This window comes from Sorangium sp. So ce406, from assembly GCF_051474675.1.
Lineage (GTDB): Bacteria > Myxococcota_A > Polyangia > Polyangiales > Polyangiaceae > Sorangium > Sorangium cellulosum_G.
Window position 1 is genome coordinate 6,863,392 of sequence record NZ_CP150340.1, and the last position, 14,032, is coordinate 6,877,423.

The 14,032-nt window shown below is 73.3% G+C and carries 8 protein-coding genes; 5 read left to right on the forward strand and 3 right to left on the reverse strand.

Translation table 11 applies throughout. The features are described from left to right. Positions 1-876 precede the first annotated feature (876 nt). The 5 genes from WME96_RS25345 to WME96_RS25365 all read left to right on the forward strand — a co-directional run bounded on the left by WME96_RS25345 (position 877) and on the right by WME96_RS25365 (position 7,564). A complete protein-coding gene (locus WME96_RS25345) occupies positions 877-2,508 on the forward strand; it encodes a CotH kinase family protein (protein ID WP_437284167.1) in 1,632 nt (543 codons plus the stop codon). A gap of 44 nt (positions 2,509-2,552) precedes the next feature. After that, on the forward strand, positions 2,553-3,236 hold the full coding sequence (locus tag WME96_RS25350; protein WP_437284168.1) for a DUF4956 domain-containing protein: 684 nt from the start codon (positions 2,553-2,555) through the stop codon (positions 3,234-3,236). Positions 3,237-3,498: 262 nt separating this feature from the next. Next, positions 3,499-5,595, forward strand: a complete 2,097-nt coding sequence (locus WME96_RS25355; protein ID WP_437284169.1) for an HlyD family secretion protein — start codon at positions 3,499-3,501, stop codon at positions 5,593-5,595. Between the two features lie 347 nt (positions 5,596-5,942). Then, positions 5,943-6,560, forward strand: coding sequence for a DUF47 domain-containing protein (locus tag WME96_RS25360; RefSeq protein ID WP_061615518.1), 618 nt, complete (start codon positions 5,943-5,945; stop codon positions 6,558-6,560). Next, positions 6,557-7,564 carry an anion permease gene (locus WME96_RS25365; protein ID WP_437284170.1) on the forward strand — a complete coding sequence of 336 codons (1,008 nt, stop codon included), beginning with the start codon at positions 6,557-6,559 and terminating at the stop codon, positions 7,562-7,564. The genes WME96_RS25360 and WME96_RS25365 overlap by 4 nt, the downstream gene beginning before the upstream one ends. 39 nt (positions 7,565-7,603) lie before the next feature. On the opposite strand, the gene WME96_RS25370 is transcribed toward WME96_RS25365, so the two are convergent. From WME96_RS25370 to WME96_RS25380, 3 genes are read right to left on the reverse strand one after another with little or no spacing between them, the layout of a single operon-like run. After that, a complete protein-coding gene (locus tag WME96_RS25370; RefSeq protein ID WP_437284171.1) occupies positions 7,604-8,956 on the reverse strand; it encodes a HAMP domain-containing sensor histidine kinase in 1,353 nt (450 codons plus the stop codon). 3 nt (positions 8,957-8,959) lie between these two features. Next, positions 8,960-9,679, reverse strand: coding sequence for a response regulator transcription factor (locus tag WME96_RS25375; protein ID WP_437284172.1), 720 nt, complete (start codon positions 9,677-9,679; stop codon positions 8,960-8,962). A gap of 54 nt (positions 9,680-9,733) precedes the next feature. Further along, positions 9,734-13,726 (reverse strand): serine/threonine-protein kinase, encoded by a 3,993-nt coding sequence (locus WME96_RS25380; protein WP_437284173.1) that lies wholly within the window; start codon positions 13,724-13,726, stop codon positions 9,734-9,736. Positions 13,727-14,032 lie beyond the last annotated feature (306 nt).

Below are 14,032 nucleotides of genomic sequence, written 5' to 3' on the forward strand. Positions count from 1 at the left end.
AGCGCCCGCGTAACCGCAGGTATGCAGACAATGCGAACACTGATGCATGGACCGAAGCCGCGGGCGCCCCGCGGCGCGCGCTCCGCAGCAGGTCACCGCCGCGGCCCGCGCTGGCAGGCCGCCTTGCTGTTTCTCCTCGGGGTCACGGTCGCCGGCTCGGCGTGCGCCAGCTCGAGCCGCGCCGGGGGGGCGGGGACCGAACGCGAGGAGCCGCGCAGCTCACCGCTTGCCTCGCAGGCCAGCGCTCCGGCCGAAGACACCCGCGCTCCGGCGGAAGACGCCGGCGCGCCAGCTCAAGAGCCCCATCCACAGCCGCCGAGCACCGAACGTCAGCCCGCGGACAGCCCGGCCGCGCCGGCTGCCAGCGTTCAGCAGGCGGCCGCGCCGCGCTGTGGTGCGCTCGCGCGCTGTGGTGAACATGGCCTCTGTCCCGCGGGGAGCGAATGCTGGGAGCTCAAGCGCTGCGGGGGCACGGTGTGCACCACGATGGAGGCGGCTTGCGCCATCGAGTGCGGAGGTCGGGAGTGCTTGCTGCTCAAGAGCCTGCCCCCTCAGATACGTTGCGCGCCCTGAGGGACGACCGGCCGTCGGGTGCTTGGCCCCACCCAGCGCTCCGACGGGATCGTCGCATCTTGTCCTCGTGGACTGTTCGATAACTTCTTCAACATCGTCGCGGAGCATTTCCAGCCGCCCAGCGGCGCAGCTTCGGCTGCGTCAAGCACGTCGGGCACGACGGCGCGGAGATGGGCGGGCCCGCCCTGGCGGCCTCGGGCGGGTCCGTCGAGGCGTCTTCACACATGGAAACAATTCCTTCATCCGCGTGACACGATTCCGCCGCAGCATCTCCGCGGACCACGCGTGCACGGGAGTGACTCCATGGAGACTGGATTCCTTACAACCGCGGCGGCGGCCCTTGTGCTGGCCACCGCGGCGCTTCAGGGCTGCGGTGAATCCGCCCCCGACAACGACGCGAGCGCGGGCGCGACCGCCGGCACGGGCACGCCCGGGGGAGGCACGGGAGGACAGGGCACGGGGGGAGACGGCACCGGCGGCGACGACGCCAAGGAGGAGCCCGACTACGGCGCTGCGTTCCCGCAGGACCGCGTGCCGCGCCTCGACATCACCATCACGCCGGAGAACTGGCAGGCCTTGCTCGACGACATGACCGAGCTGGTGGGCCCGTTCGGCGAGGGCGGCCCCGGCGGCCCCGGCGGTCCCGGCGAGCCGGGCGGACCCGACGCCGGCCCGCCGGAGGAGCTCTTCGCCGCGTGCGAGGGTCTCGCGGTCGACGACGCCTGCACCGCGCAGCTCTTCGGCGACGAGCTCGCGGGGACGTGCGCCGAGTTCAGCGACGGCCGCCTGTTCTGCATACCGAGCGGCGGCCCGGGCGGGCCAGGCGGCGACGACGTCGATCTGATCGACGGCACGCCCGTTTACGTCGAGTGCGACGTCGCGACCGAGGGCGGGGCGTGGCGTCACGTCGGCATCCGCTTCAAGGGCAACTCGAGCCTTGCCATGGCCTGGTCGCAGGGCATCTCGAAGCTCCCGCTCCGCCTCTCGTTCGACAGGTTCGAGGACGAGTATCCGGAGATCAAGGATCAGCGGTTCCACGGCTTCAAGAACCTGAGCCTGTCCAACGGCACGGCGGACCAGTCGCTCCTTCGCGAGAAGATCGCCACCGAGATCTTCGGCAAGGCCGGCGTCCCCGTGCCCGCGACCGCCTTCTACCGCGTCTTCGTCGATCACGGGGACGGGCCCACCTACTTCGGGCTGTACACCGGGGTCGAGCTCCCCTCGGACAAGGTGTTCCTGAGGACCCAGTTCGGCGACGACGAGGGCAACCTCTACAAGCCCGACGGCGCCGGCGCCACCTGGGCCACCTGGGCGTCGGACACCCTCGGCAAGGAGAACAACGAGGACGAGGCCGACTTCTCGGACGCCCAGGCGCTCTTCGACGCGCTCCACGCGGACCGCACCGACGCCGCGGCGTGGCGCGCCGGGCTGGAGGCCCATTTCGACGTCGACGGCTTCCTGCGCTGGCTCGCCGTCAACACCGTGATCCAGGACTGGGACCAGTACGGCCGGATGCCGCACAACTACTACCTTTACGCGGACGCCGAGAGCAACGGCCAGCTCCGGTGGATCCCCTGGGATCACAGCTTCGCGTTCTCGACAGGCGGGTTCGGCGGACCGGGGATGTCCCTCGCGCTGGACGAGATCACCGAGGAATGGCCGCTGATCCGCCGCCTCCTCGACGATCCGGTCTACGCCGAGACGTACCGGGGCTACCTCGCCCGGACCGTGCAGGTCGAGTACGAGCCGGCCGCCGCCGAGCAGCGCTTCCGCGAGGCGCACGCGCTGATCGCGCCGTACGTCGTCGGCCCGGAGGGCGAGATCGAGGGGCACACCTTCGTGGAATCGGAGGCCTCGTTCAACGAGGCCCTCGACGCGCTGATCGCCCACGCGAGCGCGCGCCAGCAGGACGTGACCACGTTCCTCGGGCAGTGACGCACAGGGATCGCTGACCGGCGGGCGCCGCGCGGAGAGCCACCATGTTCGATCTGTTCGAGCCTGTCATCACCGGGAGCGCCTTCGAGTGGCGCAAGGCCGTGGTGGCCCTCCTGCTCGCCTTCGGGCTGGGCCAGACCATCGCCGGCGTGTACATGGTCACCTTCCGCGGCCTGTCGTACGCGCGGACGGTCGTGCACGGGATGGCCATGGGCAGCGTCATCACGTGCATGCTGATGCTCGCCGTCGGCACCAACATCGCCGCGGGCATCGGCGTCGCGGGCGGCCTGAGCGTGGTCCGCTTCCGCACGACGATGCGCGACCCGCGCGACATCATCTTCGTGTTCGCGGCGCTCGGCGTGGGGATGGCGTGCGGCCTCCAGTCCTACGGCACCGCCATCGCGGGGACGTTGATCTTCGGGGGCGGGGCCGTGCTCCTCCACGTCACGGGCTACGGCGCGCGCCGACAGCCGGATGGACTCCTGCGCTTCGTCGCGCCCTCGGGACCGGGGCTGGAGGACGCCATCACGAGGATCCTCCGCGCGCACTGCCGCACCTTCTCGCTGGTGACGCTGCGCGAGGCGGCGCAGGGGACGGTGATGGAGCACGCCTACCAGATCAGCGTCCTCGCCGCCGACCTTCGCACGCCGCTCGTCACCAGCCTCCAGGCCCTCCCGGGGGTGAGCGACGTCTCCCTGTTGCTGCAGGAGCCGACGCTGGATCTCTGATCCTGGGGCATCAGGCCCCTGTCTGTCAGGCGTGCTCCTGGCTCCGTGATGGGAGAATAAAAACCACAGAGGCACAGAGGGCACAGAGCAGAGAGCAGAGAAGAGAAAAGATTGTTTATCTCCTCTCTCCCTCTCTCCCCTCTGTGCCCTCTGTGCCTCTGTGGTTCCTTCTCTCATGACACAAGGAACGAGCGTGGCGACGCGGCACCAGCCCGTGGCGCTCCATTGATTCACTGCGCTGTCCAGCGCGCGAGGATCTCCGATGATGTTCCCCCACCGACTCCGCGCGACGCTCCAGGACGCCGCCCCATGGATCTGCCTGGTCGCCACCCTCGGCCTCACCGCGTACCTCCACTTCGGCGACGGCGAGCGCGGACCCATCGTCGGGTTCCAGCAACCGGTGATCCAGGCGATCGCCCCGACCGAGATCGCGCGGGTGGCGGCGATCCACGTCAGCCTCGACGACGAGGTGGCCCCGGGGCAGATCGTGGCCCTGCTGGACACCTCCGCGATCGACGCCGAGATCGCCGTCGCCCAGGCGGAGGCGGCGCAGCTCGAGGCCGAGGGGCGGGCCGAGCAGAGCCTCCTCGCGCAGGAGCTCGACATGAGCGTCGAGGAGCTGCAGCGCGAGCTCGCGCGGCAGCGCGAGGAGCAGCGCCAGGTCAGCGCCGAGGCCAGGGTGCTCGACGACGAGGTCTCCAGGGTCAAGCGGCTCGTCGAGGACCGGATGGCCGTCCTCGACGACCTGTCCAAGCTCAGCGTGCAGCAGGCCGCCGCCGCGGCCGTCGCCGCCGAGAAGCCCCGCACGATCGGCCTCCTGTCGCGGCAGATCCAGGCCGCGGAGCGGCGCCTGCAAGCGCTGAAGGGACAGCCGTCGGCGACCGCGGCCAAGCTGGAGGCCGACCTGCTCGTGGCCCGGCGCAACGTCGAGCTGCTCGAGCAGCGCCGGGCCGGCTACGCGCTCCGCGCCACCCACGGCGGGCGCGTCGCGGGCGTCGACAAGCAGGTCGGCGACGTGGCCGCGCCCGGCGAGCCGGTGGTGCGCGTGGTCAGCCCGCGCGGCAACGTGGTCGCCTGCGTCCCGGAGCGCTTCGCGCTCGGCCTCGCCGAAGGGGACGCCGCCCGGCTCTGGATCCGCGGCCAGCGCAGCGAGGCGCTCCCCGGCACGATCGTCGCGCTGGGCCCGCTCGTGGCCGAGCTGCCCCTGCGCTGCTGGACGTCGCCGCGGCAGCCCATGTGGGGGCGCGAGGTCACCGTCGCGCTGGACCACCCCATGAACCTCCTCGCCGGCCAGGCGTTCGATGTTGTGTTCACGCCGGCCCGCGGCGCGCAGGCCCCCGCGCCGCCGCCACCCGCCGCCTCATCGGCCGCGACCGCGCCCCCGCCCGCCGCGACCGCGCGCGCCCTCGCCATGAGGGTGCCGCCGGCGCTCTCGCGGCGATCGCGGCTCGAGCCTTCGGGGATCCTCGCCCGCCCGGGCGAGGCGCGTTACCTGATCGTCAGCGACGACACCGGCCACGACGGCGAGGACGGCCAGGGCGCGCCGTGGCTCTTCGCGATGTCCGCGACCGGCGACGTCCACCCGGAGCCGATCGCCGTGGAGGGCGTCGACGAGCTCGTCGACGTGGAGGGGATCGCCGCAGGCGACGGGGGCGAGATCTACCTGCTCTCATCGCAGAGCCACAACAGGAAGGGGCGGCGCAAGCCGGGCCGCACGGCGCTCCTCCGCCTGCGCAGCGACGGCCCGGGCTTCCGCGTCGACGGCGAGATCCACCTCGCCGAGATGCTCGACGCGAGCCCCGAGCGCGCCGCGGCGCTCGGCCTCCCCCACGGGACGCGGGAGCTCGACATCGAGGGCCTGGCCTTCCACAAGGGCGCGCTCTACCTCGGGCTGAAGGCCCCGCTCGACGCGCAGGGCAACGCGATGATCTGGCGGATCGCCTCGCCGGGCGCGCTCTTCCCGGCGGGGCGACCCGCGGCGGGCAAGGCCGGCAAGGGCGAGGGAAGCAAGCTCCCGGTGGACCCGAGGCCCCTCGAGGACGCCGGCTTCTCGCCCTGGGCGCGCGCGCGCGTCGACGTGGATCTCGCCGGCCGCGCCGCGCCGGGCGGCATCTCCGATCTGCTGTTCCTGCCGGACGGCTCGCTCGCGATCGCGTCCACGCCCTCCACGGCGGACGGCGACGCGGGCGCGCTGTGGCGCGTCGACGGCCCGCAGGCCGGCGCGCTCGCCCCGCGCCTCGTGCAACGCTTCCCGGGGCTGAAGCCCGAGGGCATCGCCCCCTCGCTGTCCCCGGGCAAGCTGATGGTCGTCTTCGACGCCGGCAGCGGCGTCCCGTCGTTCCAGGAGCTCTCGTGGTGACCGCCCAGCGCCCTCCTCGCCTCGCCCGGCCTCGCCTCCCCCGCCCCGTCCGCCGATCCGCGGCGATCGCTCTCCCTGCAGCGTCAGCGCTGCGGTCACGCCACCGCACGTCCCGGTGTCCAGGTCGAACGTCAGCCGCGCGCACGACGCGCGCGCGCGGCGGTGCGCCCCCCGCTCGTCCTCGAAGAACACCGGAGTTGCAACTCTTCAACGTACTTGATCGGCTGCACCGGCAGTGGGCCTCCCAGGTGGCTGAGCCGACGTCCATTGTTTGCGTTGCACAACTGGTTGTTTGTGAATGTTTGCGCGCGTTGACGCGCGCGGCGGCGGCGGGTTAAGCCGTGGCCATGGGATTGACCCGCGACGCTGTCTTCTTTGACGCCCTCGCCGAGCACGCGCAGAAGAGCGTCGCCGCGAGCGAGCTCCTCCTGGACATGCTCGAACGGCTCCAGGACGCCCCGGAAATTGCCAAGAAGATCAAGGAGATCGAGCACGAGGGGGACCGGATCACCCACCGCTGCCTGGCCGCGCTGCACAAGACATGGATCACCCCGCTCGACCGGGAGGAGATCCACGCGCTGATCACCCGGCTCGACGACGTGCTCGATTGCATCGAGGCCGCCAGCGAGCGCATCGTCCTCTTCGAGATCCAGACCGCGCTGCCGGAGGCGCGCCAGCTCGCGGAGTCGGTGGTCACCGCGTGCGTCACCATGAGCGCTGCGACCAGCTCGCTCCGCGACATGAAGGACCGCGACCGGCTGCTCCAGCTCTGCGTCGAGATCAACCGCCACGAGAACGCCGCCGACGCGCACTACCGCGTGGCGCTGGCGGCGCTCTTCAAGCAGGGCAGCGACCCGCTGCTCGTCATGAAGTGGCGCGACATCTACGATCAGCTCGAGAACGCCACCGACCGCTGCGAGGACGTCGCCAACATCATCGAGGGCGTGGTGCTCGAGCACGCATGACGAGCTACGTCATCGCCATCATCGTCGTGGCGCTGGTCTTCGATTTCATCAACGGCTTCCACGACGCCGCCAACTCCATCGCCACCGTGGTCTCGACGCGGGTGCTCTCCCCGCGCACCGCGGTGGTCTGGGCCGCGGTCTTCAACTTCATCGCCTTCGCCCTGTTCGAGCCGACGGTCGCCCGCAACATCGCGAAGGGCGTCGAGCCGGCGTTCATCACGCCCAACGTGATCCTCGGGGGCCTCTCCGGCGCGATCGTCTGGAACCTGCTCACCTGGTGGTGGGGCCTGCCCTCGTCGTCCTCGCACGCGCTCATGGGCGGCTTCGCGGGCGCGGCCGTGCTCAGCGCCGGCCGCATCTCGGTGCTCGACACGAAGATCTTCGGCATGACCGCGGCGTTCATCGTGGTCGCGCCGCTCCTCGGCTCCGTGGTCGGGTTCGCGCTGATGCGGGCGATCCGGCGGCTCGGGCGGTCCTGGACGCCCGGGATGGTGGACACCCGGTTCCGGCGGCTGCAGCTCCTCTCGGCGGCGGCTTACTCGCTCGGGCACGGCGGCAACGACGCGCAGAAGACCATGGGCATCATCACGGCGCTGCTCATCTCGGCCGGCGTCCAGGAGGGCGGCGCGAGCGTGCAGCCGATGGTCTGGGTGGTGCTGGTCTGCCAGGCCGCCATGGCCCTGGGCACGCTGTCGGGCGGGTGGCGGATCGTGAAGACGATGGGGATGAAGATCACCAAGCTGAAGCCCGTGGGCGGCTTCGCCGCGGAGACCGCGGGCGCGGCCACGCTCTTCGGCGCGACCGCGCTCGGCGTCCCGGTGAGCACCACGCACACGATCACCGGCGCGATCGTCGGCGTGGGCGCCGTCGACGGCCGTCTGTCGGCCGTGCGCTGGGGGGTGGCCGGCCGCATCATCTGGGCCTGGATCTTCACCATCCCGGCCTCGGCGCTGCTCGCCGCCCTCATCTACGCCGCCGCCCGCGCGCTGACCGGCGCGCCCTGACGCCGCGCGCGCGTGCGGCTCCCGGCCGCGCCCTGCCCCTCACGGATCGCGCGCGATCGGGAGCCGCACGCGCGCGCGCGTCCCCTCGTTCGGGGCGCTCGCGAGCTCGATCCGGCCGCCGTGGGCGTCGACGATGCGCTTCGCCAGCGCCAGGCCGAGCCCCAGGCCCCCGGTCGCGCGGGTGCGGCTCCTGTCGGCGCGGAAGAACGGCCGGAACACGCGCGGCAGGTCGGCGGCGGCGATGCCGACGCCCCGGTCGATCACGTCGATCGCGACCTCCTCGCCGCCGCGCGCGACGAGCTCGATCGCCTCCGCGTTCCGCTCCGTGTACTTGTGGGCGTTCTCGAGCAGGTTGTCGATGGCGCGCCGCAAGAGCACCGGGTCGGCGTCGACCGGGGGCAGCTCCTCGGGCACGTCGACCCGCAGCGCCCGCCTCGGGTGCGCCGCGCGGAAGCGCGACGCCGCGCGCGCGAGCAGATCGAGGACGTCCACGCGCTCGCGCCGGAGCGGGGGGATGCCGCCCGGCGAGGCGGCGTCCTCGAGGTCGAGCCGGGCGGCGGTGAGGACGTCGCTGATGAGCCGCTCGAGCTCGTCGAGGTCGCCGTCGATGTCGGCGAGCAGCTCCCGGGCGACGGCCACGTCCCCCTCGGCCTCCGAGATCAGCGCGAGCGCCACGCGGATGCGCGACAGGGGCGTGCGCAGCTCGTGCGAGACGTTGGCGAGCAGCTCCCGCTCGGCCCTGAGCAGCTCGGCCACGCGCTCGGCCATCTCGTCGAAGGCGCGGGAGACCTCGCCGAGCTCGTCCCGGTTCCGCAGGGCGGCGCGGGCCTTCAGATCGCCGCCGCCGAAGGCGCGCGCGGCCGACGAGAGCTGGCGCAGCGGGCGCGTGAGCGTGCGCCCGAGGAGCCACGACGAGACGCCGACAACGACGAGGACGAAGGCGATCACGCGCAGCCCGCTGAACGGCGGCGGCAGCGGCGGGGGGATCGCCTCGACGCGCCCCTCCCGGCCGTCAGGGAAGCGCAGCGGCGCCGTGTAGCAGCGCGGGGCCTCGGGGTCCGGCGGGAAGGCCGGGGCCGTCGTGTTGCAGGGTGGACGCCCCCCGGGGGCGTTGGTCGCGAGGAACGCGCCGTCCGGATCGATCACGGTGATCGTGGCGTTCAGGTCCTCGCGCACGATCGCGAGGGCGCCCTCGAGCGCGCGCGGATCGTCGAGCGAGCGGGCGATCACGCTGGTGATGAAGCGGAGCTGCTGCTTGCCCGGGTTCACGCCCGTCCGGCGGTTCATCTCCATGACGGCGATGAAGCCGGCCACGATGACCGCGATCTGCGCGAGCCCCACGAGGTAGATGCGGAGCGCCAGCCGCCCGCGCAAGAGGTCCCGGATCGCCATGCGTCACGCCGGATCCGTCGCGTCGACCGCGAAGACGTACCCGATGCCGCGGACGGTCTTGATGATCCGGGGGCTCCTCGGATCGTCGCCGAGCTTCTTGCGGAGGTGGGAGATGTGGACGTCGATCGACCGATCGAAGGCCTCGTCGGCGCTGCCCCGCACGAGATCGACGAGCTGCTCGCGCGTGAGCACGCGCCCCGCGCGCCCGGCCAGCGCGTGGAGCAGGTCGAACTCGTAGGTCGTGAGCGACAGCTCGACGCCGTCGAAGGTCGCCCGCCGCGCGGCCGGGGCGATGGTGAGCGCGCCGACGACGAGCAGCCGCTCGGCCGCCGGGCCCGAGAGGCCGCGGGCGCGCCGCGCCTGCGCCCGGATGCGCGCGAGGAGCTCCCGCGCCGAGAACGGCTTGGCGATGTAGTCGTCCGCGCCCCCCTCGAGGCCCATCACGCGGTCGGCCTCCTCGCCGCGCGCCGTGACCATGATGATCGGCGTGTCGACGCGGGCGCGGAGCTTCTGGCAGACCTCGTAGCCGTCGATCTCGGGGAGCATGAGATCGAGGAGGACGACGTCGGGCCGCTCGCGCAGGACGCACGCGATGCCCTCGCGGGCGTCGGTCGCGACGGTGACGCGCACGTTGTGCGACTCGAGGTACCGCGCCGTGAGCCGCGCGAGCTTCTCGTCGTCCTCGATGTACACGATCGACGCCGCGCTCCGCTCCGCTGCCATCGTCGCGGCAGCGTAGCAGCGGCGCGCCGCGCCGATGCGCCCGCTAACGGTTGCTTAACATCCCTCGCCGCCCGGCGGCCGCTCGACGTCGCGCCCGAGCCACGCGCGCGCCAGCTCTCGCACCCGCACGCTCCCCTGCACCTGCTCGACGTAGCGGAGCCTCGCGGCCGCGTCGGGGATCTTGCGGGCGCGCACCTCGACCGCGCGCAGCGCCTGCTCGATCGCGGCCCGCGCGCGCGCCGCGTCCCCGGCGGCGAGGTGCGCCTCGCTGACCGCGAGGCGCAGCGGGATCTCGCTGTACCCGAGCGAGCCGCCGAGCGCCTCGAGGCAGCGGAGCCCCTCGTCCGAGGCCCGCCGGGCGGCCTCCACGCGCCCTTCCCGGAGCAGCACCTCGATGAGCGTCCGGTAGACGAGCGGCCGGTAAAACCGGTCTCGCTGCAGGATCGCGAGCGCCCTCTCGGCCTCTTCACGCGCCTCCGGGAGGCGGCCCCGCGCCATCAGGACCCGCGCCAGCGCGCCGTGCGCCGGCCCCATCGTCGCTTCCATGGCGCCGATCTTGATGAGCTGGTTCGCCAGCTCCGCGATCTCGTCCAGCTGCTCCGGCGCGCAGCACTCCGCGAGGAAGATCATCAGCCAGACGCGGGCGCTGGAGAGCGCGAAGGCGTCGTTGATGCGCAGCGTGCGCTCCAGCGACTCGCGCAGCTTGCGCTCCGCCTCGGCGCACTCCCCGAGCTCGGCCATGGCCAGCGCGGTCGCGCTCGCCGCGAACTCGCGCCAGCGCCAGGGGCTCACCTGGGCGAACACCTCCTCCGCGCGCCGCGCGTCCTCGTACGCCTGCCAGGGGTCGTCCCCGAGCAGCCGCAGGAACGTGGAGCGGCTGAAGCGGAGCTGCGCGTGCGCGAGCTGCTCGCCCTCGGGGACGCGCGTCGCGAGCTGCTCCAGGCGCGCCAGGAGGCGCAGCGAGAGATCGCGCATGCCCCAGTGGCTGAGCGCCGTGATCGCCGTCGAGACGGGCATGCAGCACGCCGCCTCGCCCCCGGGCTCGGGCTCGCTGCTCATGATCGCGTTCACGAGCGACTCCAGCTCGCCCGCGAGGCCGAGGTGGCCCGTCATCACGACGAGCCGGCCCACCGCCCTGCTCCAGGCCACGCTGCCCCGCGGCAGCAGCGGCAGGGCCTCCTTGCCGATCTCCAGGCCGACCTGCCAGTCCTCGCGCAGGAAGCAGACGTCGAGCTTCATCCCGAGGAACCGGCCCAGCACGTCGCCGCGCGGCCCGCAGCTCATGCCGCGCTCGACGCGCGCGAGCATCCCGCCGTAATCGTTGCTCCGGTACGACTGCTCGGCCGCGCGCAGGTAGTGGAGGGCGGCGCGCTCGAGCTCCCCGCCGAGGTGCGCGTGCTCGGCCAGCACCATGGGATCCGCCTCCCCCGCCTGCTCGAGGTGCGCCCCGGCGATGCGGTGGCCGACGACGCGGTCGTCCACCGCCAGCAGGCCGTACGCGGCGTCGCGCACGAGGGCGTGGCGAAACCGGTACTCGGTGTCTCCGGGGAACCGGCTGCTCCACTGCACCTCGACCATCTCGGAGCGGACCAGGCCGTCCATCCAGCGGTCCGCGCCGTCCCCGCCGGTCGACGCGCGCTCCTGGCCGAGCAGGGCGAGCACGCCGCTGCGCCAGAAGGTCTGCCCGAACACGCTCGCGCTGCAGAGCACCTTGCGCGCCCGCGGCTCGAGGCACGACAGCCTCGCCTGGAGCATCGCCAGCACCGTCGCGGGCTGCCCCTCGGTCTTGCCCTCGACGACCGCGCGGATCAGCTCCTCGAGGAACAGCGCGTTGCCGGCCGCCTGCTCGACGATGCGCGCCACCAGGCTGGCCGGGACCCCGGCGCCGAGCACCGCGGTGACCAGCCGCTCGGCCGCCTTACGGGTCAGCCCGGCGAGCGGGATCCGCTGCACGACCCGCCCCTCCCACAGCTTCGGGAAGACGTCGTGCACCTCGCGGCGCGCGAACGCCAGCACGAAGAAGGGCCGCTCGCGCAGCTCGAGCAGGGCGGCGTCCACGAGCTTGACCGTGGCCGCGTCGCCCCAGTGCAGGTCCTCCAGCACCAGCAGGCAGGGCCGCGCCGCGGTCTCCGCGCGCAGCAGATCCAGGAAGGCCCGGCGGATCTGCTCGCTCATGATCCTGGGGTCGCCGCGCGCGGCGCGCAGCGAGGCGCTCGGCTGCTCGACCGCGATGCCGCACAGGGCCGCGATGAACTCGCTCACCCGCTCGGCGTCGGCCGGCGCGACGTGCCGGCCGACGCGCAGGCGGAGCTTGGCCTCCTGCGCCGCGGGAGGATCCCCGACCTCGACGTCGCAGAGGCGGCGCAGCGCCTCGCCGAGCAGGCCGTAGGGCGAGCCGGCGGTCATCGGCGCGCCGCTCCCGCACAGCAGCCCGACGCCGGGCGCCCGGGCGCCGAGGCGCCGGAGCAGCTCGTGCCGCAGGCGCGATTTGCCCATGCCGGGCGCCGCGATCACGATCGCGCCGGCCGGCATCGCCTCCTCGATGCACCCCTCGATCGCGCCGAGCAGCATCGAGAGCTCCTGCTCGCGGCCGACGCAGGGCGTCGGCCGGCCGAGCAGCGGGCGCGACTCGTCGACGCTCGCGCGCTCGCCCCGCAGCACGAGCTGCCCGCCCATCGTCGTGACAAGGAAGCGCGACTCGAGCAGCCGCGAGCTCAGCTCGTCCAGCCAGATCCCCGGCGCGATCTCCGCGTAGGAGGGCTCGGCGTCGGCCGTCAGCGTCGGCTCCGCCCCGACGCGCAGGAGCGCCACCGCGCGATCGATGGCCTCACCGGCGGGGACCCCGCCCTGGAGCAGCCCGCGGCCGGTGGTCAGCGCGATGCGGGCCTCGGGCCAGATCTGCTGCACCTCGAGGGCGCAGCGGGCGGCCGCCGACACCTGATCGAGCGCGCTGCTCGACGGCGGCACGGCCACGACCAGCGAGCCGTCGGCCAGCCACTCGGCGCGGCCGCCGATGCGCGCGAGCCGGAACCGCAAGGCGTCACGCGTCGGGCGGGCCCACGTCTGGGCCGAGGCGGGCGGCAGCGTCTCGCGGGGGTCGCCGGCGGACCGCATCGCGAGGACGACGCTGAGGAGCTGCATCGCCTCGCCGGTGATCGCCCGGGGGGTGGGGGGCGGCGCGAGCGAGGGCGCCGGCGCCTCGTCGTCCCAGGCCGGCAGCGTCAGGGCGGCGAGCTGCTCGCGGAGCGCCGCGGCGTCGGGCGGGCGCCGGAGCGGGTCCTTGTCCAGCATCCGCGCGAGCAGGTCGGCCAGCGCGGGCGGCGTGTCGGGGCGGAGCAGGGCGACCGAGGGGACGTCGTCGAACAGGATCTTCGCGAGCACGCCCACCAGATCCCGGCCGCCGAACAGGTGCTTGCCGGTCAGGCATTCGTGGACGACGCACCCGAGGGCGAAGATGTCGGTGCTGGGCGTGAGGTCGCGGTCGCCGCGCGCCTGCTCCGGCGCCATGTAGCCCGGGGTCCCGACGAAGCGCCCGGTCCGCGTGAGCGTCATGCCGGCGACCGCGTAACGCGCGATGCCGAAGTCGAGCAGCGTGACGCCGTCGACGCGCTCGTCGCGCAGGAACAGGTTGCCCGGCTTGATGTCGCGGTGGACCAGGCCCCGCGCGTGGGCGACGGCGAGCGCGTCCGCGACCTTCGTCAGCAGCGTCACGCACTCGGAGAGGCGCAGCGGCCCGCGGTCGAGGCGCTCGCCGAGGTCCTTGCCCGACAGCCACTCCATCGCGAGGAAAGGCCGGCCGTCCTGGGCCTTCCCGTGCGCCAGGTACTCGACGATGCCCGGGTGCTTGAGGTCGGAGAGGAACCGCGCCTCCCGCAGGAAACGCTCGGTCTCCTCCGCGCGCTCGGCGTCGGCGTGCAGCAGCTTGAGGGCCACCAGCGCGCCGGTGGTCATGTCCCGGGCGCGAAACACCTCGCCCATGCCGCCCTTCCTGGCCAGCGCTTCGATCAGGAACCGACCCGCAACCAGAGAACCTTCGAGGAACGACACGAATCCAGCCCTCCACCAGCGGCCACACCGGGCGTGCGGCATGAGCGCCCCGTGCGCGAGCGAGGATACCAACTGGCCAGCCGAGCGGATCGCTTTTTGCTTTGTTGCTCGCGCGGCGCCGCGCTGCGGCGATGGGCGCGCGGGTGCACAGCGCTGCGCTCAGGTGTGCTGCTGGAGGCGTGCGCGCACAGTCCTCCGGCGTGCGCGCACGGCGCGGCGTGCGCCGCGGGGATGGCGGGGCGCGGCGCGCGCCCCGGGGACGGGCGCCGCGCGCGGCATGAACGATGCCTGGCCTCGGACGCGATG